This is a genomic window from Candidatus Bathyarchaeota archaeon (assembly GCA_026014465.1).
In the GTDB taxonomy this organism is placed as follows: Archaea; Thermoproteota; Bathyarchaeia; order Bathyarchaeales; family Bathycorpusculaceae; genus JADGNF01.
In genome coordinates this window covers 1,500,524-1,522,772 of sequence record JAOZID010000010.1, presented here as the reverse complement: position 1 = coordinate 1,522,772, position 22,249 = coordinate 1,500,524, and the positions used below count along the sequence as shown (strand labels likewise).

Genomic DNA, 22,249 nt, shown 5'->3' with positions numbered 1-22,249 from the left:
AGGAGAAAAACTGGGTGTGCCAGCTGCGGCTTATTGGTAGAGGCTTTTGATTCTTTGGCAGGCTTCTTTTATGCGCTCTTTGGGTTGGGTGAAGGTTATTCTGGTGTAGCCTTCTCCGTTTTTGCCAAAGCCAATGCCTGGGGTGACGGCGACGCCGACGTTGAGGAGTTTGCTGGCGAATTTTATGGAGTCTCCTTTGCAGTTTACCCAGACGTAGAAGGAGGCTTTGGGGGCTTGGCAGGGGTAGCCGATTTCGTTTAGGGTCTGCACGAGTAGGTCGCGGCGTTCTTTGTAGATTTGGTTGTTGGCTTTGAGGAATTCGGGGGTTTGCCCTTGTTTGTAGACGGCGAGGGCTTTGGCGGCGGTGTTTTGGATGTACACTGGGGGTCCTGAGTCAACTTGGGATTTTACTTTAGTTAAACCTGCAACGAGCTGTTTGTTTCCTACGGCAAAAGCGATGCGGTCGCCTGTCATGTTGAAGGTTTTGGAGAGGGAGTGGAATTCGATGGCTACGTCCATGGCGCCGTCAACTTCAAAGATGCTGGGAGCTTTGTAGTCGTCGTAGGTGATTTCAGAGTAAGCGTTATCATAGCACAGGATAATGTTGTTGTCTTTGGCGAAATCCACGGCTTCTTTGAGAAAAGCGGTGTTGACGGTGGCGCTGGTTGGGTTGTTGGGGTAGTTGAGAAACATCATTTTGGCCCCTTTGGGGTCAAGGCTGGAGAAGTCGGGTTTGAAGTCGTTTTCGGCTAAGAGGGGCATGGGGACGGCGGTGGCTTCGTTTAGGATGGTGCTGCCGTTGGCGTATACGGGGTAGGCGGGGTCGGGGACAAGGATGCGGTCGCCAGGGTTGATGAATGCGCGGGCGATGTTTGCTATGCCTTCTTTGGAGCCCAGCATCGCAACGACTTGTTCAGAGGGCATGTCAATGTTGAATCGGTTTTTGCACCACTGCGAAACAGCAGCGCGGAAAGTGGGTTCGCCTTGGCTAAAGGAGTAATTATGATTTTTCTTGTTGCCTGCTTCTTGCTTGAGAGTGTCAAGGACAAAATCTGGAGGGGGCAAGTCAGGGTCGCCAATGCTTAACGAAATCAGGTCTACGCCCTGCGCTTTTTTCTCGTTCATTTGGCGTTCAATTTCGGCAAACAAGTAAGGGGGAAGACGCTTCACACGGTCTGCAAACTCAAACTCCATACTTAATCACACCGTAGGCTAGAACAGTCTTCCTTCAAAAACCTTCGCCGCAGCCCCACACAAAAACACAGTACCCGCAACTTCAACTTGCAAATCGCCGCCCAACACGTGCGCGGACACTTTGTTTTGGATTTTGCCAAGCTTGTTAGCTGCTGCTACTGCCGCGCAGGTTCCTGTTCCGCACGCTAAGGTTTCGCCGCAGCCACGTTCCCAAACCCGAACCTTAACCTCGTCCTTGCTTACGACTTGTATGAAACCCACGTTGGTGCGGTTAGGAAACGCCTTATGGTTCTCAATCAATGGACCTATGGTTTCTACGGGGAAGGTGTCGGTGTTGTCTACGAATAGGACGCAGTGGGGGTTGCCCATGGAAAGGCAGGTTACGTTGTAGGTTTTCCCGTCAACTTCAAGGGGCTCGTTTATGCAGGTGCCGTCTCCAAGCATTGGCAACGCGGCGCGTTCCCAGCGCGCAGCACCCATATCTACCCTAACCAAGGCGACCTCGCCGTCCTCCACGGTCAGCCAGACATGCTTTACGCCTGCACCAGTTTCCACGTCAAACTCTGAGGTCTTGGCGATGCCAGTTTCGTAGCAGTACTTGGCAAAGCAGCGTATGCCGTTACCGCACATTTCAGCTTCACTGCCATCCGCGTTGAAAATTCGCATGCGAACATCCGCCGTCTGCGAAGCACAAACAAGCAACAACCCATCCGCGCCTACAGAAAACCTACGCTTACACAGCGTCTTGGCTATCTTTGCGGCTTTGGCTTCGCTGATTTTGCCGTCGCGGTTGTCGATGACTATGTAGTCGTTGCCCAAGCCGTGCATTTTCCAAAAATTCATCAGTGTTGCCACTCCGAAGCAGTGGGTTGCCCGCGCATTAGGTCGGAGAGTTGTTCGCGTTCTCGGATTAGCTTGTATTTGCCGTTGTTTACCATGACTTCGGCTGCTCGGGGGCGCGTGTTGTAGGGGCTGCTCATGCTGTAGCCGTAGGCACCCGCGTTTAGAACCGCCAGCAAATCGCCTTCTTCAAGCTCGGGCAAGCTGCGGTCTTTGGCTAATAGGTCGCCTGATTCGCAGATGGGACCTGCGATGTCGTACTTGCCTGTTGGGGGCGCGTCGAGTTTGTTGGCGACGAGGATGTGGTGGTAGCTGCCATACATTGCGGGGCGCATTAGCGTGTTAAAGCCTGCGTCTACGCCTGCGAAAGTCTTGAATGGCGTGGGCTTTAGGGTGTTAACTGTTGTGAGGAGGATGGAGGCGTCTGCTACTATGTATCTGCCTGGTTCCATGCAAAAAAAGGGTTCGCCAAGGTCGTACTCTGCGATTTTGGTCTTGAATAAACTCAGTACTTGCTGTGAGAACGCTTGCAGGTCTAAGATTTCTTCTTGGGGCTTGTAGGGTACACCTATGCCGCCGCCCACATCAATGAATTCAAAGGTGATGCCTGCTTCGTCGTGGATGCGCTTGGCAATTGACAAGAACTTTTCAAGAGCCTGCAAAAACGGTTTCACGTCGAGCACGCCTGAGCCTATGTGCATGTGTATGCCAAAACGTTGTATGCCCGCGTCTTTGGCTTGCTGGTAGACTTGGGGGGCGTCTTGTTCCCAAATCCCAAACTTGGATTGCTTGCCCGCAGTTATGCAGTGCTCATGGTGACCCGCGCCGACTTCAGGGTTAATCCTAAACGAAACCCTCTCAGGCACCGCAATGGTTAGGAGCCTGCGCAGTTGGGATTGAGAATCCAAGTTCAGGGTAACTTTTGAGTCCACAAGGAACTGGAGCTCATCAGTGCGTACGCTGGTTCCCGTAAACAATATACGCTCAGGGGTAAAGCCGCAGCTAAGGGCAGTAGAAACCTCGCCAGGGCTTACGGCATCCACGTTTGCGCCCTGAGATTCTAGAATTTTGAGCACGTTCAGGTTGGAGTTGGCTTTAATGGCGTAGAACAACTTGATTTTGCCGTAGTTACGCAAAAGCCCCTGGTGCAGGCGTTGGTAATTATTTTGAATACGGCTTTCGCTAACCACATAGAGGGGGGTATCATATTTTTCTGCTAGAGTCTTTGCTGAGACGTTGTCGATGTAGAGGTTTCCGTTTTGGTTTTGTAGGGGTTCACTAATGGGGTTCACTGTTTTTCACCTGTTAGTGTGCATTAGAAAGGTGGGTTGGGTTTTAGGCTAGTCCTTTGGCTAATGCGAGTTCTGCGCTTAGGATGCCTGCGCCTGCGCCGCCGCGGATGGTGTTGTGTCCTAGGCACATGTATTTGAGTGTCATGAGGGGGTCTTTGCGGATTCGCCCAACAGTTACGCTCATGCCTTTGCCTGCGCCGCGGTCAAAGCGGGGCTGCGGACGGCTTTGCTCTTCACGAATGACAATGGGTTGCGGAGGGGCGCTGGGCAACTTTAGCTGCTGAGGTTCACCCTTAAAGCTTCTAAACGCTTCCTCAACTTCTTGCAGTGAAGGATTCTTATCCAACGTAACAAAGACAGACTCCAAGTGACCGTCCTTGACATGCACACGATTACAGCTTGCACTAACCACAAAACCCGCATCGTTTACGGAGTTGCCGCTAAACGAACCCAAGATTTTGTTGGATTCGGTTTCCATCTTTTCTTCTTCGCCACCGATGTAGGGCACAACGTTATCCAGAATGTCCAGTGAGGGCACGCCGGGGTAGCCTGCGCCGCTAAGAGCCTGCATTGTGGTGACCATGACTTGGCTAAGTCCAAACTGCATAAGCGGCTTTAGCGTCAAAGCCATTTGGATGGTGCTGCAGTTGGGGTCAGTTGTGATAAAGCCCTTCCAGTTGCGGTTCTTTTGCTGAACGGGAACCATTGCGAGGTGGTCGGGGTTAACTTCGGGGATTAGCAGGGGCACGTCGGCGTCCATGCGGTGCGCAGAAGCCTTGCTAAACACTGGGTATTTGGCGGCGAATTCTTCTTCTACAGGACCTGCAAGACCACCAGGCAGGGAACTGAAAACCAAATCAACATTGCCGGTTGCTTCAACAGAGTCTACACTGGCGTCCGCTACGGTCATATCGGAGATTTCTTGGGGCAGTTCGGATTCCATGGTCCAGTTGCAGGCGTCTTTGTATTTTTTGCCTGCGGAGCGTTCAGAAGCGGCAAGCACCGAGATTTCAAACCACGGATGCTCCTGCAAGAGCTGAATGTACCTTTGACCAATGGCGCCAGTGGCACCCAATATAGCTACTTTTCGTTTAGAGGACATTTATTTCGCGTTCCTTTTTCAGTTTGATTAGTTTCTGGGATAAATACTTTGATTCTGATTAGAGCCCCAGCACGGTTGCCATGCTGTAAACTCCAGGGGTTTGTTGTTTGCTTACCCACTCCGCCGCGTAGATAGCGCCTTGGGATAGGCAGTTTCGCGAGAACGCGGTGTGCTGGATTTTAAGCATCTCGTAAGGACCCGCAACGATTAAATCGTGAATTCCAGGGACGCCGCCTGCGCGTAGAGCGGCGATTTCTAGTTCTTCGGGTTGGCGTATGCTGGTTCCTTCTCTGCCGTACACGTTTTTGGTGTAGCCGCGAACGTTTGAGACGATTTCTCCGAGTTTGAGGGCGGTTCCGCTGGGGGCGTCTTTTTTGGCGGTGTGGTGGATTTCGTTTATGCTGCAGGTGTACTCGGCGGGGAAGGCTTTGAGGACTTCGGCGAGTTTGAAGAGAATGTTTACGCCTACGGAGTAGTTGGGGGCAAAGACTGAAGGCACTTTGGAGAGCAAGCTTTCAATTTTGCTTTTTTGCTCGGCGGTAAAGCCGGTGGTTCCAAGAACGACACGTTTGCCCATATCCACGACGGTGGGTATGTTTCGCATTTCCGCAGGGGGTAAAGTAAAGGAAACGTAGACGTCGGCTTCTGCGCAAGCCATTTTGAGTTGGTCAGGTCCAACGATGCAGGTTTTGCTGTGGCTTATACCCAACTCGCTAAGGCTTTTGCCTATGCAGGGGTTATCGGGAGCTTCTATGGCACCCACGACTTGATGACCCTTTGCAGTTGCTTCACTGATGAGGGCTCTGCCCATTCTGCCTGCTGCGCCTGCGATGCATAGTTTAATCGTAGTAAAGACCCTCCAAGTACTTTGGGTCGCTTAATCGGGTTTGCAGGTTTACGTCAAAGTATTCGGCGATGGGTTCAAGGATTTCAGGGTTAGCCTCGTAGACGGTGCGCGCGACTTGCAAGACAACTTCTATGCCTGCTTTGGTCATTTTGCCTAGAGGTTGCCTGCAGGATCCTGAGGGCATGCCTAAAATGTTCATGAGCGTCTTGCAGGGTAAAGGATTGCGTGCCTTAACTAGCACTTCGCCGTAGGGGGTTGGTTCTTGGGTTTTAACGGTGACCAAGCCAAAAAGCGGCTGCAAAGCATCAAAGAGTTGCTGTGCCTGCTCGGTTTGTCCTTCCCGCGCAAAACGTATCATGTCTGAGACGGCTCGGGGGGCAATGTTTGAAGTAACGGATATGGCGCCTGCGGCTTTGATGTCAGGGGAGGTTATCATGCGGAAGGTTTTTTCGTCGTCGCCTGAGAGGATATCAAAGTCGGCTCCGCAGAATTTGCGGGTTAGCTGCATGTTTTCAAAGTTTCCTGTTGCTTCTTTTACGGCGCGTACGTTGTTTGGGCATTGCTTGTGGAGCATGGCTAAGTCTTGGGGGAGCAGTTGGGTGCCTGTTCGGCCTGGGATGACGTAGGGGATGACTTGGATGTCGGGGAACTGCTCTGCTACGGGCTCTAGGTATTCTTTGCGGATTTCTAAGCTGCTAGGACCATTGTAGTAGGGGTCAACTAGCAGGACGCATTTGATGCCTAGGTGCTGGGCGTGCAGGGTGCCTTCGATGGCTTCTTGGGTGCTGTTGCTACCCGTTCCCGCCATGGTTAATCCGTCGTCTCCGACGTACTCGTTTATTTTTTCTGTGACTTTGTTATGTTCGTTCCAGTCTAAAGTGGCGCTTTCGCCAGTAGTGCCGCAGGCGAGTATACCGCTGACGCCTTCGTTTATTTGGAATTCAACTAATCTGCGCAGGCCCTCGTAGTCTAATTCTCGGTTTGCAAGTATGGGGGTTACAAGGGCGGTGTAGCATCCACTGAAATGTGTCATTTTGATGGTCTCCTATAGAGCAAATAGAAGTTATCGGGGTGATTATTTAAGGTTTTCCGTTTTCTTTAAATTCTGTTACGTTTTCCGTATTTTTACCACCTGCAAAAAGGGTAAAACCTACTGATACAGGATTTTTCCGCAAAACACCTGTTTCCGCAAGCAATGCAGACCATGCCCAAGAGCAGCAGATGTTTATTAGCGCCGCCAAACTTGTTTTGAGTGAGCAAAATGAAAAGCCACAGCCAAAGCCGCCAAACCCCAACAGAAACCGTAAAAGCAGGCGCGCTACTGTGCCCCACGTGCTGTGTGGAGTATTTAGAGATTAAAGGCGATTTTGAATTCGACGGCGCAGTAATAAAAGACGTTGCTATGCTCAAGTGCCCCGTATGCCAAGAAGAAATTTTTACGCCTGAACAACAAAGAAGAATTCAAGAAAACAAGGACAACACCAGCTAGAACGTATGCTCCGTGTTAGTCAAGAAATTTTGACGTAAAAATAAAGAGCAGCCTGCTTTTTTAGGTCAAGAAACCCTGACAAAAACCCTCTTAGGACAAGCCTATCTTTAGTTTTTGTATGGAGGCAAAGAAAAACCCCAGTGGCGGTTGCAGCCGCAACGCAAAGTTTTCCATCGTGATTATGGCGGGGGTTATTGTGACTGTAGTGTTTTTGTTTATTGTTGTTTACGAGCGGGGAGTGAATGTTAAATGAAAAAGTTCTCGGTTCTCACAGTTTTGCTAGTTGCCTTTGCTGTTTTTGGTTTGATTGGGGTTGCTCCTGCTTTGGCGCAGATTAATTGGGCATCCACGTCCCCAGTAGGCATCAACATCCTGCCAGACGGCAGCGTCGATGGAACAGACAACATCAAACGGGAAGGCAACCTGTACACGTTAACCGCTGACCTAGACCTTGTACGCAGTGAAAACAACTTTTTTGCGGCAATCGCTGTGCAAAAAGACAACATCGTAATTGACGGTGCGGGTCACTATATTCGGGCGTATGGTTACATTGATAGAGGGGTAGACCTCACCGAAAGACAAAACGTTACCGTCAAAAACTTAGTCGTCGACGGTTTTGTTCATGGCATTTACCTGTGGGACTCGATGGGCAATGTGGCTCTGAATAACACGGTGGTTGCTCCAAGTAGCGAAGGGTTCCAGACGGGTTTTTGGGTTAGCAACTCCCAACTCAACCGCATTGAGGGCAACAGCGTAACGGGCTTTAACGAGTACGGCATGCTCTTCCAATCAGAGTCAACCAGCAACCAAATTCTCCACAACACCTTCGCCGACAACAAAATCGACCTCTACATCGGCTACTGCGCAAACAACACCCTCACAGGAAACCAACTCAACAGCGCAAACAACAACTTAGAAATCAGCTACCACTCCTACGCGGACTTTTACCAAAAAATAGACACCTCCAACACAATACGCGAAAGACCCATCTACTACTGGATTAACGTGCATGACAGGGCGGTTCCTTTGGATGCGGGGTTTGTTGGGCTGGGAAACTGCAGCAACATTATCGTGCAGAACTTGGACATTTCAGGTAACAGTGAGGCAGTAATTTTGCATTCTACAACAAACACAACAATCACCCAAAACAGGCTAAGCGGTAACGGGTTTGGCGTTTCTTTGGATGCCTGCACAAATGTGACCGTAACTGAAAACACCATCATAAGCAACGGCGGCGCAGCCATAACTCTTCGCGTGTCAAGCAACGTGTCTGTTACCCAAAATTTTCTTTCAGGTTCTAACTCGAATATTTTGCCGTCTTTGGGCATTAGCCTATTAAGCACCAACAACTGCAAGGTTAGCGGTAACAACATAACCCGCTTTGACCGCGGTATAAGCCTTGCCTCTTCAGCAGACAACCTTGTTTCCAACAATTACATCGCCCAAAACAGCTTTGGCAGCTACATCTACATGGGCGGCAACAACGTCATCTTCCAAAACACCTTCCAAGAAAACAGCATGTGGGCTATGCAGCTTAGCAGCAGCCAAACGCAACCAAACAACAACCTCATCTACTACAACAACTTTTTAGACAACATCGCCACAAAAGGAAACCTGCAGATTTCAAACCCATGGTATTTTGGACCTGAATCTAACTTGTGGGATAACGGCACATATGGAAACTACTGGAGCGACTACTATACACGCTACCCCAACGCCTCTGAAATCGGCAACTCAGGCATAGGCGACACATTCTTTGAAGTAAACCCAAACAACATCGACCACTACCCCCTCACTAGTCCCCTGCCGTTTCCAGCTGTTCCCACTTCGCCTCTCCCGTCATCGCAGCCTACCCAATCGCCAACCCCAAGCATTAAGCCCTCCACAAGCCCAACGCCTTCGCCGTCTATCCCCGAGTTTCCCATCTGGGCAACTCTTGCAGTGCTTGCTTTGACCGCAGCGGGCTTAACAGCATACAAACACAAAAAACCCAACTCAAAAACCCCTTTTTAGCAAACACCCACCACCAACAGGCAACTGCGCCCCGCCACGCCATCAAAGACGCTTCGAAACAAAGAAAGCGCCGCATAGAATCATTTAAACTGCAGTGTCTGTCATGAAAACTCTTAAATCAGACCGAACATAACAGACACAAAGGTCTCACTCATGTCAAGCGACAATATCAAGCTGGAAATTTTAGGCTACGACGAACAACAGAAAGTGTTCAACGTGAAAACTCCCTCGGGGAATACTTTGCAGATCGTAGACACTTTCGCCGAAATGTTTCCTCTCTGGGCAGGAAGAGTTCTCATTACGGCTCAAAACGAGAAATGGGCACAAATCGCCGCAAGTTTAACTACAGGTTTTGCCACAAGCGTTATCGAGGCAACTGCAGAAGCCGCAATCGAGCGAACTGTTCCAGCAGACCAGACTCCTGACAAACGACCTGGAATACTTATCCAAATTTACAACCGTGACCGCTTCGAACTCAAACAGCAACTTATGGACCGTATCGGTCAATGTACTCTTACTTGTCCCACAACCTCAGCTTTCAACGGCTTGCAGGGCAAACGCACCCTTAACGTAGGCAGCAGCCTAAGGTACTTTGGTGATGGCTACCAAAAGAAAGCCATGGTCGGCGGCAGGCGATGCTGGAAAATCCCAGTCATGGAAGGCAACTTTATCGTTGAAGACGGCTTTGGTGCCACACACGCAGTCGCAGGCGGCAACTTTATGATATTTGCAAAAACCCAAGAAGAAGGACTCAAAGCAGCCGAAGCAGCCGCAGACGCCATACGCAAAAACGCCCCCGACGTCATCATGCAGTTCCCCGGAGGCATCTGCCGCGCAGGAAGCAAAGCAGGTTCACTAAAATACAAACTAAAAGCCTCAACCAACCACCCCTACTGCCCCACTCTCAAAGACCTTGTGCCTGACTCTGTGGTTCCCGACGGCGTAACTTGCGTCTACGAAGTTGTCATGAACGGTTTGACACTTGATGCAGTGAAAAACGGCATGAAACAAGGAGTAGCTGCAGCCGCAAACGTCCCAGGCGTAGTAAAAATCACGTCAGGCAACTACGGCGGCAAACTAGGACCTTTCAAGGCATACTTGAAAGAAGCCATAGGCGCACCCTAAACCCTTCCTTCTTTCTTTTCCAGAACTTTTATTTGATTTGAACCCGCGTAGTTTATGCTTAAAGCGTAGTTAGTGAATAAAGTGAGCACCGCCAAAAAGTCCTCTCTTGAGCTATTTCGGCTCCGAAAAACCCTAGATACCCTAGCCAACAAAGAGGGCAGCCACACTGAACTTATCACCATTTACGTGCCGCCAGGCAAACAAATCAGCGACGCCGTGAACATGCTGCGCGAAGAATACGGAACCGCCAGCAACATCAAATCCAACGTTACCCGCAAAAACGTGCTTGACGCCATCATCAAAGTCCAGCAAAAACTCAAACTCTTCAAAGACCCAGGCGAAAAAGGCATCGTAATCTTCGCAGGCGCCCTACCCCAAGAAGGCGGCGGACCAGGCACCGAACGCATGGAAACCTACGTTATCATACCGCCAGAACCCATCAAGATTTTCCTGTACCGCTGTGACTCCCGCTTCCACACAGAGCACCTGCAGGAAATGCTTCGGGCAAAAGAAACCTACGGCATACTCCTTGTTGACGCATCCCAAGCCACCATAGCCACACTGCAAGGCAAACGCTTAGACATCGTGCGGGAAATGAACTCAGGCGTAGCAGGCAAAACCCGCGCAGGAGGACAATCCGCCCGACGATACGAACGATTGCGGGACATGCAGCTTAACGAATACTTTGACCGCGTAGGAGAAAACGCCAACGAAATCTTCCTAAACATCGACACCCTCAAAGGCATCATCCTAGGAGGACCAGGACCAACCAAATACGACTTCCAAAAAGGCGAATACCTCAACTACCAACTCAAAAACAAAATTCTAGAGGTCGTAGATACCGCGTACGTTGAAGAGCAAGGCGTAAAAGAGGTCGTAGAAAAAGCACCCGAGATTATGCGTAAAGTCCGCTACATCGAAGAGAAGCAGATTATGCAAAAGTTCCTCTATGAAGTTGGGCGTGATAGTGGGTTTGTTACGTATGGAGAAGCTGAGGTTCGAAGAGCTTTGGAGTCAGGCGCAGTGCGCACGTTGCTGCTTTCAGAAGGAGTAGAGTTTACGCGCGTCAAAATCAAATGCAGCGCATGCGAATACCAAGAGCAGCAAACCGTCAAAAACCCAAACATAGCAGCCTTTGAAACAGAACTGTCAAACAAACCCTGCCCCAAATGCACCGCCCCAAGCCTAACCATAGAAGAAAAAACAGACATCGTCGAAGATTTAGCCCAAATCGCCGAATACAGCAACACCGACGTAGAAGTCATTAGCGGCGAAACCGAAGAAGGACAAATGCTCAAAAACGCCTTCGGAGGCATAGCAGCACTCCTACGATTCAAAACCCAAAACTAACCCCACTTTTCACCAACCTATTAGGATCCAAATTTTAATTGTATGCAGAAACCATAGGGGGAGGGGGTCTATATTTTGCGTTCAGAGCAATCAATCACTAATCCGCGAATGTACCTCGAGGGTTGCAGGCGTACTTGCGCAGGCGGTTTAGTTGCCAGTTGTGTTCTTTGACCAAGCCATCGTCTGCGATGCCTGAATGGGAGGCTGCGGCTCTTATGGCGTATACGGAGGCGGCTAAGGCGTGGGTTGGAACGTGCGCGGTTGCTACGGCTTGGCCAGCAGCGTGGGCAGCGAATTTTGAATCGGCATTTTTTGCGGCTTTGGCAGCGTTGTGAGCTGACAGGGAAGCTCCGCGTATTACCTGCATCTTAAAGACTCCAGTATCTGCATAGGTTCTGCATGTTTGAATAGCTTCTTTAGGTCTGTTATCGTTGGGGCATTCGTTTTCAAAATAGGAAAGCACATGCTCAGCACAGTCTGCAGCCCAAAGAGCCAAAACTTTCTTGTCGGGTCTGAAAACCTGATGGTCTATTCGCTCTGTAAAAGGCTTGTTTAAAATCTCACAAACAGCTCTACGCACTTCATACGCCAACGCAACAGGCTGTATCTTTTGCTGCTTCCCAGATTCCATAACATTCACTTCTCATAATGCAGGCGAAAAACCTTCAACCCAAACCAACCCAGAAATGAAGTGCTTTGCAAAGTAAATGTTACGTTTTGGGTTGCTCGGAGAGGATTTGTTGGGCTTGGTCGGTGGTGAGGTTTTTGAGGAGGAGTTGTTTTTGTTTGGAGGTTGCACCTTGGGCGAGTTCGACTTGGGTTTGGAAGATTTTGCTGAGGTTTTTGAGGAGTTCTTTGTTGACTTTACCTTTGACGGGTTCTTGAGTGCAGTGGATTACGATTTGTTCGGGTTCAGCGGTTATTTGGAATTTTTGGCTGTTGGGCTTCACGTAAACCGTTAAGAGAGCGCCGTCTTTGGTTTGGGTTAAGCTCACACTGTTCACTCGTCTTTGCTTTTTATGGCCCAGCTGAATTTTTTGCGCAGTGTTTGTGGGTAGAATTTGTCTATGCAGAAGTCTACGGTTTTTGCCCATTTGACGTATGCCATGGGGTCGATGTAGGATTTTAGTGAGGTGCCTAGGTTGTATTCGCGGGTGAGTTCGGTTAGTTCGATGTCGAGTTTGGCTTTTTCGATGCGCGTTACTAACGAGTCGGTTTTTTTGCCTTGGGCTTTCTTTTCTTTGAGTTGTTTTTGGAGGTCTTGGAGTTTCTCTTTTTTCTTGGCTAGGCGGTCTTCGAAGGTGGGGGGGATTTTGCGTTTGTGGTTGGCGACTTCGGCGACTTTGAGGTTAGCCATTTTGGCGTGGAATTTTTTGATGTGCTCAGCATCTTTTTTGGAGACTTTGCTGGATTTGAGGTACTCACGCACGGTTTTTGTGCAACGCCAAGTACGAAACACCTTCGCCGTTAACCCAGGCATCTTCTCACTAAGGAACCGTGAGACTTTTTTGGAGTCTATGCCTTCAAAGAGGTACTCCTTGCTGGTCTTGGCGAAATACTGGATGTTTTTGATGACCTCAGGCGGAGCAGGAACATGCTTGACCCAACGCACCGAGTCCTTGCCTAAAAAGTCGAAGTGGATGATGTTGCCTTCGATTTTTATGTGCTCAGCCCGCAGGGTAATTGCGCCAACAGTGTCAGCTTCGTCGGGGTCTTTTTCGTCCCCTACCCTCATGTTCGGGTTGAAAATTAGCCAGCAAACCGTTGCAACTTTTCGGCGGGTCTCATCCTTGGCGTTAAGGTTCTTTAGGATGTGAGCTTCAACTGCGGCAATTTGCTTGCCTAAAGTGTCGGCTTTCTTGAATTTTTCTTTCTCGCGGTTTTGCTTCAAAAACGCCGTATCCGAAAACCAGACGTACTTGATTTTGCCAGTGAGTTTGTCTTGCCACTTCGCCACGTACATCTTGTCTTTTTCCCAGACTACCTCTTTCCAGTTTCCCGCAGGACGGGGACTGTCAGGCGAGAGGTTCAAGATGATGTCTTCTTCACGTGGGCCTTCTTTCCATCTGCCGCGCTGGGGGTGGTCGCCGCGTCCAGCAAACAAACAAGAGGGCTCAGCAGTCCAGTTAGCAACCTCCAATCGTTGCCCATCTACTTCGGCGAACCCGTATTTTTCACGCAGGGCTTCACGACGCTCTTTACGCTGGGCAGCCAACTGTTTCTTTTCTTCTTTGGGCATGTTAGCTTTACGTTCGCGCTCTTCCGTCACATAGCGGGAAACCTGAGAGAAATCTATGTCCTTATGAATAGGGGCGCTGTCATCGGAAAAGTCAGTGCCCGCGTAATTTTCAATTTTTTCTAGATAAGTTGAGGCAAAGTTTTCCAGAAACTGCAGGGAAGGGTTTTCCTGTTTAATTTGCTCTAAAAACTCTCGCATGAAATTTTTCATAAAAACCTTGTCGGGCGGGGAAGCAACAGATTGGCGTTTGCGTATCCAGGCTAGAGCCATTTGTTCGCTTTTTGGGGTGAGTTTTATGGGGGTTTTTTGGATGGTTATTTTGAATTCTTTGTAGTCGTAGGGGGGCACGTAGATTCCGTTGTGTTTTAGGCTTTTTAGAACGTGTTTCATTTGTTGCCATCTCGTCTAGGAGTTGGTGTGGAAACTTTGCTGTTTTTGGGCTCTTTTCATTCTTGTTGGTGTTCTCGCTTAAAAACTTTCAGTATGTAATTGGGGTTAGCTGGTTATAGTTGGGTTTGGGAGCGTTTGCGGGCGCGTTCAAGTTTGAGTTTGGCGTAGACTTCCTCGACCATTTTGCGCTCCACGTAGCCTTTGTGGGGACGAAAGCCCCCTGAAAAGCCGCCGGGGATGTGCATGAGTTCGTGAACAAGAGTTTTTTCCTTGTCCTCATCAGAGAGTTTATCGTAGATTTCAGAAACCACCTCTATAGTGTACGCGGCAGGCATATTCAAAACGCCCTGCCACAGCTTACCCAACCCGTGAATCCGCGCAATCGTACGCTTAGCCTTGCTGCCTTTGCTACGCACACAAAAAACAAATTGAGGAACCACATGAAAAAACCCACACTCCCCCGCCAACTGATCCACCTGCCTCTTGATTTCAGGAGCAGGATAATACTTGATAGGCATACCACATCCTCTTGAATATGGAGTACCCGCTTCAAAGTTAAAACTTTTCCATCCCAAACCACAAAGGGCAGAAACGTGAAGAAGCCAGCTACACAACGGGTTCTCAATTTCTGTTGATTTTGGGTTAAGCTAGGTTTATATCCCCGTTAAGGTTGGATAATCCAACCACAAAGGAGATTTAGAAATGATAAAGCTAAAGGACACATCTGGAAAAGGCTTTTGTTTTGAAAGCAAAACGTTTTGGAGCCAATACGGAGGCGACAACTCTTGAAAAGAGACGTCAAAGTCTTGGCAGTTGTAGCCGCGTTAATTGTTGTCTGCGTTGCCGCTTACGGCGCAAACAGCTGGTTAGCTTCAGTTGAAACTGAACCAACACCCGCGCCCTCAGCCACACCTACACCCACAGCGACCACAGCAGCAACGCCTACGCCAACTGCCACAGCAACCCCAACGCCTACGGCAACAGCCACGCCAACCGCGACACCAACACCCACAGCAACGCCTACGCCCTCAGCCACACCTGCAGCTTCACCCACGCCGTCAGCTACCCCGTCCAGCCCTCCTGAGCCTGAGACGTTGACGGTTGTGGATGGTACGGGCGCTGAGGTTACGGTTGTTTTGCCTGTGGAGCGTGTGGTTAGTTTGAACCCTGGCTTGACGGAGCTTTTGTGTGCTTTGGGTTGTGAGGGGCAAATTGTTGCGCGTGATGAAAGCTCGCTTTTCCCCGCAGACATCGCGCAGTTGCCTGTTGTGGCGTCTAGCTCGTATAGCCCGAATTTGGAGTTAATAGTAGAGCAACAGCCTGACTTGCTAATCGCAGACACCATGCTCTCATACAACCAAGACGCCCTAACCGCCTTACAAAACGCAGGCATACCCGTAATGATAGAGTTAACCAACAACCTCACCCAAATAAACCAGTGCATAAACAGCTTCGGCCTAATTTTTGACAAACAAGACAAAGCCGACGAAATCACCGCGTACATCTCGTCATACGAAACCCTCGTAAACGAACGCATAGCCACCCTAACAGAAGAAGAGAAACCTTTGGTGTATATTGAGTGGGACAGCACATGGAGAAGCTTTGGTGAAGGCAGCGGCGCAAACCTAAACATCATCAGCGCAGGCGGAGTAAACATTGCAACAAACGTTTCAGGTTCCTCACCAACTTTGAATGCAGAATACGTGGTGGAGCAAAACCCCGACGTAGCGGTCTTGATGATTAACAAAGAACACAAAGGCAACCTCACAGGCTTCAAAGCCACCCGCGACGAATTCATGGGACGCAACGTGCTAAGCGATGTGAATGCCGTTAAAAACGACCGCGTTTACACCTATGACTCCGTAGTCTTCCAAGGCTTACGCTACCCCGTAGGGTTGCTGTACTGGGCAAAATGGTTCCACCCCACCCTCTTTGCAGATATTGACCCCGCAACCGTCAACCATGACCTGCTAGAGCAATTCTTCAACGTAACCACAGACACCACCTACGCGTACCCCGACCTGCTCACGCTCGTTGACGGCTTAGGCTACGAAGTAACCCTAAACGCGCCAGTAGACCGCGTGGTCACCATGAACTCAGGCATGACCATCATCACGGCGGCGCTTGGATGTGAAGACTACCTTGTTGGCCGCGATGAAAACTCTGTTTTTCCTGACGCGGTGCTGGATTTGCCCGTGGTAGGACGAAGCTCATACTCGCCCGTGCTAGAGCTAGTACTTGAATTGGAGCCTGACTTGGTGTTCGCGGACTCGATGCTCAAAGAGGAGAACAGGCAAATCATAGAGGACGCAGGCATCAAAGTGGTTCAGGTCAACACGGCTGACCCCGCGCAGGTCACGGGTTTCATAGAAGATGCGGGCATGATTTTTAACGCCCGAAGCAAAGCCAACGAAGTCACAGAGTTCACACAGCACTACGTCAACTTGATTAATGAACGCATAAGCCAAGTAGCCGACGAAGACAAACCCGTAGTGTACATGGAATGGCGCAACCCCTGGCAGTCAGTATCCAACGGAACCGCAACACATGACAACATCTACATCGCAGGCGGACTCAACCTCGCCAACAACGCCGACGTAACCTACCCCTCGCTAAGCCCCGAATACGTGCTTGAAGCAAACCCCGACATAATCGTCAAAAGAATCAGCCACGCCGACTGCAACCTAACCATCATGCAAGAAACCGTCAACGAACTACAAACCCGCACAGGCCTAGTCGACACCAAAGCCGTCCAACAAGGCAAAGTCTACGTATTCGACGCAGACACCATGAGCGGCATCCAATGGCCCGTCGGCTTACTATACTGGGCAAAATGGTTCCAACCCGACCTCTTCACCGACATAGACCCCGTCGCCGTACACCAAGAACTCTTCCAAAGATTCTTCAACACCGACTTAGAAGGAACCTACGTCTACCCCTAAACCCCACCCATTTCCTTTTTCTTTTTTTATTTGGGCTTGTTTTTGGTTAGGAGTTTTCTAAGTTCCATCCAGAATGTTGCGGCGAATGCGACGCCAAAGACTAAGAGCCATTGTGCGGGGTCTAAGCTGGTTATTTTTAGGGCTTCATGCATGAAGCTCAGGTTGGTTGCTACGAGCAGAGTGGATACCGCGAGCAGTCCCCAGATCAGCATGAGCTTGTTTGAGAAAAAGCCCAGCTTCAGCAAAGGTTCACTGTCAGAACGCAAATTCAAAGCAAGGAATATGTGTCCAATCATCCAAGCGGCAAACGCGGCTGTCTGCGCCACAACCAAGTCCTGCGTGGTGTACCATGTGTAAAGGTAACTAATGGAAACTGCCGTGAACAGACTTAGGGCGCCTATTAGGAGGGTTTTTTGCAGGCTACGGTTTAGGAAGCGATCGCGCGGGTTTAGGGGTGGGGTCTGCATGGCGCGGGGTTCTTGGGGTTCAGCTACAAACGTTGCGGATGCAGCTAAATCCATGAAGAGTTCAAGCACAATTATTTGGATAGGCGCAAACGGCAAAGGCACCCCAAGCATCAACGGCAGCAAAAAGCTTAGGACTAACGCGATTTTGCAGGCAAGATAGTACCGTACGCCCTTTTTCAGGTTCGCAAAGATTTTCCTGCCCTCCTTGATGGCGGTTGTTATGGTTGCAAAGTTATCATCAGCCAAAACCATATCGGCGGTTTCTTTTGCTACGTCGGTTCCGCGTATGCCCATGGCTATGCCTATGTGGGCTTCTTTGAGTGCGGGGGCATCGTTTACGCCGTCTCCTGTGACTGCGACTATTTCGCCGTTTTCCCGCAGCAACCTAACGAGGCGGAGTTTGTCTTGCGGAGTGGTTCGGGCGAAAACTTGTATGGTTTGCAGTGCCTGCTTAAGCTGTGTGTCGGTTAGGGCGCCGATTTGGGTTCCCGTTAGGGCTTTGGCGTTGTTTATGCCAACTTGTCCTGCGATGGCGCGGGCGGTTTCGGGGTGGTCGCCTGTAATCATCAAGACTTTGATGCCTGCGCGTTTGCAGGTTTGGATGGCTTCTTGGACTTCTTTTCTGGGAGGGTCAACAAAGCCAAGGATTCCTACTAACACGTAGTCGTGTTCGAGGTCTTGGGGTTTTTTGGCTTGTTCGGGGGTGATTCTGCGGTAGCCAAATGCTAAGAGCCTCTGTCCCATTTTTGCCATGCCCAAGACGGCTTTGTCAAGGTAACTGCGCATTTCGGGGGTGATTTTGGTTTCTTCGCCGCGTAGAAGCAACTTGGAAGAGTTGGCTAGGATGTTTTCGGGGGCACCGCTGGATAGGAGCACAAAAGAGTTGGCGCCTAACTGGTAGATGTAGGAGGCAAGTTTGCGTTTATTATCAAAGCTTAGTTCACCTTGCAGCCGCCATGTCTTCTGGAGCGTTTTGAGGTCTGCGCCGTTTGCTTGCACAGTTTCCAGAAGAGCCTGCGCCATCGGATTACTCAACGAGCCGCCAGTAACGTTTTGCAGTGAGTCGCTGGCGAGCAAGGCGGTTTTAAGAGCCTCGTTTTGGTTTGTTCCAAACTCGCTTTTGCGGGTGAATTTGCCGTCAAAGTACATGCTGTCTACGTTCATTTTGCTTTGGGTTAGGGTGCCTGTTTTGTCGGAAGCAATTACGGTTGTGCTGCCCAAGGTTTCGGCGGCTCTGAGGCGTTTAACTACGGCGTTCTTGTGTGACAACGTGAAAGCGCCTACGCCCAGCACCATGGTGATTATAATGGGGAGCTCTTCGGGTATGGTGGCAAAGGAGAGCGAGAGTCCATAGAGTATGGCTTCTTCAGCGGGTAAGCCGCGTATGAACGCCAGCAAAGGGACGAGTATGCTAAAGAAAAGGGCAATCCAGACCAACGCTTTGGAGAGTTGCTTCATGCTTAGTTGCAGGGGTGTTTTGGGTTCCTTGGCGGCTTTGGTTATGTCGGCGACTTTGCCTAGCTCTGTTTGGGCGGCGGTTGTAATTACAAGAGCTTTGGCTTGACCTTTGGTTATGATGGTTCCTGAGAAAACCATGTTCTGCTGCTCAGCCACAATGGTCTTTGAGGACATGACAGCTTGGGCGTCTTTAGCTATGGGGAAGGACTCTCCAGTGAGGGAGGATTCGTCAACTTCTAAGCCGTAAGCGTCCAAAAGCCGCGCATCCGCAGGCACCCTCTGACCTGCTCTAAGAAGCAAAACGTCACCCACGACAATGTTGGCGGTTTGGATTTCGGTGGCTTGTCCGTTTCGTAGCACGGTGGCGGTTGGGGAAGCAAGTTTTTTGAGGGCGTCTATGGATTTTTTGGCGCGGTACTCGTTGTAGACCTCTACCAAGACAAGGATAACTATGACTGAGAGGATTGTTAGGGTGTCGGTTATGCTGCCCCAGATGCTGTAGAGTACGCCTACGGCTATGAGCAAAAGTATCATGGGCTCGGTGATTTCTTCACGCAAGATGCTTAGGAAACGGATGTGGTGCTCCTTTGCTATGAGGTTGGGTCCGTTCTGGTTTAGGCGGGCGGCGGCTTCTTGGCTGCTTAGTCCGCGCTCTGGGTCAACACCTGCCTCCGCGAGAACTTTGTGTTTTTGTTTTGCATGATAACCACCGCTCATTTGCTCACCTGCCTATGCTTTTTGTATTGTGCAGAGGTTTTAGGTTTTTGCTCCACAAGCCAGCAGAAGAGTTTTTTATAGAACCAAAAACGGCTTTGGCGAGAAGCAGATGTGTAAAAGAAAAACACGGCAACTTTTCTTTGAAAAACCATCTCGCCAAACAAAACCAACAAGCACCACCCGTAACAAATTGAAAAGCAAAGCATAAAGTTTACCCATAACCAGCGCCTCCAAAGCAGCAGGGCTCCAATGGGGAACCAAAATCTTTTTATTTTTCATCTGGGGGTGTTATTTAGGAAAACCCTGTTAATTGGAGGAAAGAACGTGAGGGATTGTCACCTCAATACAGTATTCGTTCGTCGTTTTGTCCAGGCTTTCCTCTAAACAACCAAACAAAACAGCATTATTTCTTGAATCATTCGCCCCAGAAGAACAAATTGTCATAGGTAACAGAAGGTGCAACAAGTATGTCTAAAATGTCAGGTGCAAAAGCCCTAATAGAATCGTTAGAACGTAAAAATGTAGAACATATTTTCGGCATATTAGGAGGAGCTGTGCTGCCCATCTACGATGGTTTATGTGGCTCAAAGATTAGGCACATACTCTCAAGGCATGAGCAAGGCGCAGTTCACGCCGCCGAAGGATATGCCCGAGCCAGCGGAAAAGTAGGCGTCTGCATGGCAACCTCAGGACCCGGAGCAACCAACTTGGTCACGGGCATAGCCAACGCCCACATGGACTCCTCCCCCGTCATTGCACTCACAGGTCAAGTCCCCTCCAAAGGAGTAAACACCACCTACATGATAGGCAAAGACGCCTTCCAAGAAGCAGACATCATCGGCATAACAACCCCAATAACCAAATACAACTACCAAGTCCGAGCAGCCGCGGAAATTCCCAAAATCGTAAACACCGCTTATTACATAGCAACCACTGGCAGGCCAGGACCGGTGCTGATTGATTTGCCAAAGAATACGCAGGCAGAAACCGCAGAGGTTGAGTTCACCAACAAGATTGACACACAAGGCTACAACCCCAAAGTTGAACCTGACATGGCGCAAATCAGCCAAGCCGTAGACCTGCTACTAAACGCCGAAAGACCCATCATACTTGCGGGAGGAGGAGTTATAAGCTCTGAAGCCTCAAATGAACTCTTGCAGATGGCAGAGCTCCTGATGTCGCCTGTGGCCACGACGTTCATGGGCAAAAGCAGTTTCCCTGAAATCCATCCACTTTCGGTAGGTTCAATAGGTATGCATGGAAACCCAGCTGCAAACAAGCTCCTGTGCGAAGCCGACTTGCTCTTGGCAGTTGGAACCCGCTTCTCCGACAGAGCCACCACGAACTTAGACACGTTTATGCCTGACGCAAAGAAAATCCACGTAGAGATAGACCCCGCAGAGGTTAACAAGAACATAGATGTTGATGTGCCTGTGGTTGGAGATGCAAAAGTAGTCATGCAGATGATACATGCGGCGTTATCTAAGAAGCTAAAGAAAACAGCGGGCACTGCATGGTCTAAGCGCGTGAAAGAAGCTAAAGAGCAGCTTAGCCCCTTGCTAGTTGACATACCCAAAGACGTAACGCCCAAAGCTTTGCTAACCAAGCTACGCAGTTTGTTGCCTGACGACGCCATCATCACAACTGAGGTAGGGCAAAACCAGATGTGGTCTGCGCTGTACTTCAAATCGCTACAGCCGCGCACGTTCATTAGCTCTGGCGGTTTGGGAACTATGGGTTTTGGTTTCCCCGCAGCTTTGGGCGCAAAAGTAGCTTGCCCAAACAGGCAGGTAGTGGACATCGCGGGCGATGGTAGTTTCCTGATGACTCAGCAAGAGCTTGCCTGTTCAGTTGCAGAAGACATACCCGTAACCGTCATAGTCCTAAACAACTCAGTGCTGGGCATGGTCGCGCAGTGGCAACGAATGCTCTACAAGAAACGCTACATGGCAGTTAACCTAGGCAAAACACCCGACTTTGTCAAACTAGCTCAAGCTTACGGCGCACAGGGCATCCGCGTGGGTTCCATTAGCGAGTTCCAGAAAGCGGTTAAGGAAGCACTAAAAAGCAAAGTCAGCACAGTAATTGATGTACCCATTGGCTCTGAAGAGGACGTGGTGCCATTTGTGCCTCCGGGCTGCGGTTTGCCACAACAGATGGGGGACTACTAAATGGAAAGCACACAAAACCGAGTAGTTTCAGCGCTTGTGGAAAACAAGCCAGGCGTTCTTCACAGCATCGCGAACCTGTTTAGAAGACGCAACTTTAACATTGAAAGCATAACAGTTGGCGTAACCGAAGACACCGAGCTTTCGCGAATTACCATAACAGTCAACGCCGACGAGAAAACCCTTGAACAAGTCGTAAAACAACTTGACAAACTCGTGTGCGTAGTCAAAGTCGCCGAGTTAGACTTAAGCAACATCGTCATCCGCGAGTTAGCTCTCGTCAAAGTCCACGTGCCTGACATCAAAGAAATACCCAACATAACCAGCTGCGTAGACGTCTTTAGAGGACGCGTCGTAGACGTTGCCCGCGAAAGCTTGATGGTGGAAATCACAGGAACCCCAGACAAAATCGACGCCTTCCTAAACCTCATGAGCAGCTTTGGCGTCATCGAACTCGCAAGAACAGGCATAACCGCACTGTCACGAGGACCCAAACCCATCAAAAACAACATCTAAGCCACCAAAACAACACCCAACATCTCTTTCCTTTGTTTCCACTATTTCTTAGGCGTTGAGCAGGCGCGGTCATTACGGCAGCGTGTTTGTCGTAAGATTA

At 49.8% G+C, this 22,249-nt stretch carries 19 protein-coding genes; 7 read left to right on the top strand and 12 right to left on the bottom strand.

Features of this window, described 5'->3' with window-relative positions; genetic code table 11:
- Positions 1-30: 30 nt before the first annotated feature.
- The 7 genes from NWF04_09960 to NWF04_09930 are packed head-to-tail and all read right to left on the bottom strand — an operon-like array spanning position 31 to position 6,516.
- Positions 31-1,194 (bottom strand): aminotransferase class I/II-fold pyridoxal phosphate-dependent enzyme, encoded by a 1,164-nt coding sequence (locus tag NWF04_09960; GenBank protein ID MCW4006896.1) that lies wholly within the window; start codon positions 1,192-1,194, stop codon positions 31-33.
- An 18-nt stretch (positions 1,195-1,212) separates the two neighbouring features.
- The gene (gene dapF / locus NWF04_09955; protein ID MCW4006895.1) at positions 1,213-2,037 is read right to left on the bottom strand and encodes a diaminopimelate epimerase; all 825 of its coding nucleotides are present in this window, start codon (positions 2,035-2,037) and stop codon (positions 1,213-1,215) included.
- Complete coding sequence (gene lysA / locus NWF04_09950; GenBank protein MCW4006894.1) at positions 2,037-3,317, bottom strand: diaminopimelate decarboxylase; 1,281 nt, start codon at positions 3,315-3,317, stop codon at positions 2,037-2,039. The genes dapF and lysA overlap by 1 nt, the downstream gene beginning before the upstream one ends.
- Before the next feature lie 52 nt (positions 3,318-3,369).
- Positions 3,370-4,428 carry an aspartate-semialdehyde dehydrogenase gene (gene asd, locus NWF04_09945; GenBank protein MCW4006893.1) on the bottom strand — a complete coding sequence of 353 codons (1,059 nt, stop codon included), beginning with the start codon at positions 4,426-4,428 and terminating at the stop codon, positions 3,370-3,372.
- A gap of 58 nt (positions 4,429-4,486) precedes the next feature.
- Positions 4,487-5,239 carry a 4-hydroxy-tetrahydrodipicolinate reductase gene (gene dapB, locus NWF04_09940; protein MCW4006892.1) on the bottom strand — a complete coding sequence of 251 codons (753 nt, stop codon included), beginning with the start codon at positions 5,237-5,239 and terminating at the stop codon, positions 4,487-4,489.
- 28 nt (positions 5,240-5,267) lie between these two features.
- Complete coding sequence (gene dapA / locus NWF04_09935; GenBank protein MCW4006891.1) at positions 5,268-6,308, bottom strand: 4-hydroxy-tetrahydrodipicolinate synthase; 1,041 nt, start codon at positions 6,306-6,308, stop codon at positions 5,268-5,270.
- A gap of 46 nt (positions 6,309-6,354) precedes the next feature.
- On the bottom strand, positions 6,355-6,516 hold the full coding sequence (locus NWF04_09930; protein ID MCW4006890.1) for a hypothetical protein: 162 nt from the start codon (positions 6,514-6,516) through the stop codon (positions 6,355-6,357).
- Positions 6,517-6,536: 20 nt separating this feature from the next.
- Between NWF04_09930 and NWF04_09925 the strand changes: the two genes are divergently transcribed.
- The 4 genes from NWF04_09925 (at position 6,537) to prf1 (ending at position 11,252) form a co-directional block, all read left to right on the top strand.
- Positions 6,537-6,764, top strand: a complete 228-nt coding sequence (locus tag NWF04_09925) for a hypothetical protein (protein MCW4006889.1) — start codon at positions 6,537-6,539, stop codon at positions 6,762-6,764.
- A gap of 249 nt (positions 6,765-7,013) precedes the next feature.
- Positions 7,014-8,777 (top strand): right-handed parallel beta-helix repeat-containing protein, encoded by a 1,764-nt coding sequence (locus tag NWF04_09920; GenBank protein ID MCW4006888.1) that lies wholly within the window; start codon positions 7,014-7,016, stop codon positions 8,775-8,777.
- Between the two features lie 153 nt (positions 8,778-8,930).
- On the top strand, positions 8,931-9,902 hold the full coding sequence (fhcD, locus tag NWF04_09915; protein MCW4006887.1) for a formylmethanofuran--tetrahydromethanopterin N-formyltransferase: 972 nt from the start codon (positions 8,931-8,933) through the stop codon (positions 9,900-9,902).
- A gap of 72 nt (positions 9,903-9,974) precedes the next feature.
- Positions 9,975-11,252 carry a peptide chain release factor aRF-1 gene (gene prf1, locus NWF04_09910; protein MCW4006886.1) on the top strand — a complete coding sequence of 426 codons (1,278 nt, stop codon included), beginning with the start codon at positions 9,975-9,977 and terminating at the stop codon, positions 11,250-11,252.
- 97 nt (positions 11,253-11,349) lie between these two features.
- Here the strand turns inward: prf1 and NWF04_09905 are convergent, their stop codons facing one another.
- The 4 genes from NWF04_09905 to NWF04_09890 form a co-directional block, all read right to left on the bottom strand.
- The gene (locus tag NWF04_09905) at positions 11,350-11,883 is read right to left on the bottom strand and encodes a hypothetical protein (protein ID MCW4006885.1); all 534 of its coding nucleotides are present in this window, start codon (positions 11,881-11,883) and stop codon (positions 11,350-11,352) included.
- 79 nt (positions 11,884-11,962) lie between these two features.
- The gene (locus NWF04_09900; protein ID MCW4006884.1) at positions 11,963-12,247 is read right to left on the bottom strand and encodes a DUF167 family protein; all 285 of its coding nucleotides are present in this window, start codon (positions 12,245-12,247) and stop codon (positions 11,963-11,965) included.
- 5 nt (positions 12,248-12,252) lie between these two features.
- On the bottom strand, positions 12,253-13,881 hold the full coding sequence (locus NWF04_09895; GenBank protein ID MCW4006883.1) for a DNA topoisomerase I: 1,629 nt from the start codon (positions 13,879-13,881) through the stop codon (positions 12,253-12,255).
- A gap of 113 nt (positions 13,882-13,994) precedes the next feature.
- Positions 13,995-14,399 carry a putative metallopeptidase gene (locus tag NWF04_09890; GenBank protein MCW4006882.1) on the bottom strand — a complete coding sequence of 135 codons (405 nt, stop codon included), beginning with the start codon at positions 14,397-14,399 and terminating at the stop codon, positions 13,995-13,997.
- Positions 14,400-14,666: 267 nt separating this feature from the next.
- Between NWF04_09890 and NWF04_09885 the strand changes: the two genes are divergently transcribed.
- A complete protein-coding gene (locus tag NWF04_09885; GenBank protein MCW4006881.1) occupies positions 14,667-16,823 on the top strand; it encodes an ABC transporter substrate-binding protein in 2,157 nt (718 codons plus the stop codon).
- Between the two features lie 26 nt (positions 16,824-16,849).
- On the opposite strand, the gene NWF04_09880 is transcribed toward NWF04_09885, so the two are convergent.
- On the bottom strand, positions 16,850-19,465 hold the full coding sequence (locus tag NWF04_09880; GenBank protein ID MCW4006880.1) for a cation-transporting P-type ATPase: 2,616 nt from the start codon (positions 19,463-19,465) through the stop codon (positions 16,850-16,852).
- Between the two features lie 467 nt (positions 19,466-19,932).
- On the opposite strand from NWF04_09880, the gene ilvB reads away from it, so the two are divergent.
- Both ilvB and ilvN read left to right on the top strand, forming a co-directional pair.
- Positions 19,933-21,636 carry a biosynthetic-type acetolactate synthase large subunit gene (ilvB, locus tag NWF04_09875; GenBank protein ID MCW4006879.1) on the top strand — a complete coding sequence of 568 codons (1,704 nt, stop codon included), beginning with the start codon at positions 19,933-19,935 and terminating at the stop codon, positions 21,634-21,636.
- Positions 21,637-22,149 (top strand): acetolactate synthase small subunit, encoded by a 513-nt coding sequence (ilvN, locus tag NWF04_09870; protein ID MCW4006878.1) that lies wholly within the window; start codon positions 21,637-21,639, stop codon positions 22,147-22,149.
- The last annotated feature ends 100 nt before the right edge of the window (positions 22,150-22,249 follow it).

What these genes read in the sequence shown, in the direction of transcription:
- NWF04_09890 (MCW4006882.1), bottom strand. Translation starts at nt 14,399, where the DNA reads ATGCCTATCAAGTATTATCCTGCTCCTGAAATCAAGAGGCAGGTGGAT.
- dapF (MCW4006895.1), bottom strand. Translation starts at nt 2,037, where the DNA reads ATGAATTTTTGGAAAATGCACGGCTTGGGCAACGACTACATAGTCATC.
- dapA (MCW4006891.1), bottom strand. Translation starts at nt 6,308, where the DNA reads ATGACACATTTCAGTGGATGCTACACCGCCCTTGTAACCCCCATACTT.
- fhcD (MCW4006887.1), top strand. Translation starts at nt 8,931, where the DNA reads ATGTCAAGCGACAATATCAAGCTGGAAATTTTAGGCTACGACGAACAA.
- ilvN (MCW4006878.1), top strand. Translation starts at nt 21,637, where the DNA reads ATGGAAAGCACACAAAACCGAGTAGTTTCAGCGCTTGTGGAAAACAAG.
- NWF04_09895 (MCW4006883.1), bottom strand. Translation starts at nt 13,881, where the DNA reads ATGAAACACGTTCTAAAAAGCCTAAAACACAACGGAATCTACGTGCCC.
- asd (MCW4006893.1), bottom strand. Translation starts at nt 4,428, where the DNA reads ATGTCCTCTAAACGAAAAGTAGCTATATTGGGTGCCACTGGCGCCATT.
- NWF04_09960 (MCW4006896.1), bottom strand. Translation starts at nt 1,194, where the DNA reads ATGGAGTTTGAGTTTGCAGACCGTGTGAAGCGTCTTCCCCCTTACTTG.
- dapB (MCW4006892.1), bottom strand. Translation starts at nt 5,239, where the DNA reads ATGGGCAGAGCCCTCATCAGTGAAGCAACTGCAAAGGGTCATCAAGTC.
- NWF04_09905 (MCW4006885.1), bottom strand. Translation starts at nt 11,883, where the DNA reads ATGGAATCTGGGAAGCAGCAAAAGATACAGCCTGTTGCGTTGGCGTAT.
- NWF04_09920 (MCW4006888.1), top strand. Translation starts at nt 7,014, where the DNA reads ATGAAAAAGTTCTCGGTTCTCACAGTTTTGCTAGTTGCCTTTGCTGTT.
- NWF04_09925 (MCW4006889.1), top strand. Translation starts at nt 6,537, where the DNA reads ATGAAAAGCCACAGCCAAAGCCGCCAAACCCCAACAGAAACCGTAAAA.
- ilvB (MCW4006879.1), top strand. Translation starts at nt 19,933, where the DNA reads ATGTCTAAAATGTCAGGTGCAAAAGCCCTAATAGAATCGTTAGAACGT.
- NWF04_09880 (MCW4006880.1), bottom strand. Translation starts at nt 19,465, where the DNA reads ATGAGCGGTGGTTATCATGCAAAACAAAAACACAAAGTTCTCGCGGAG.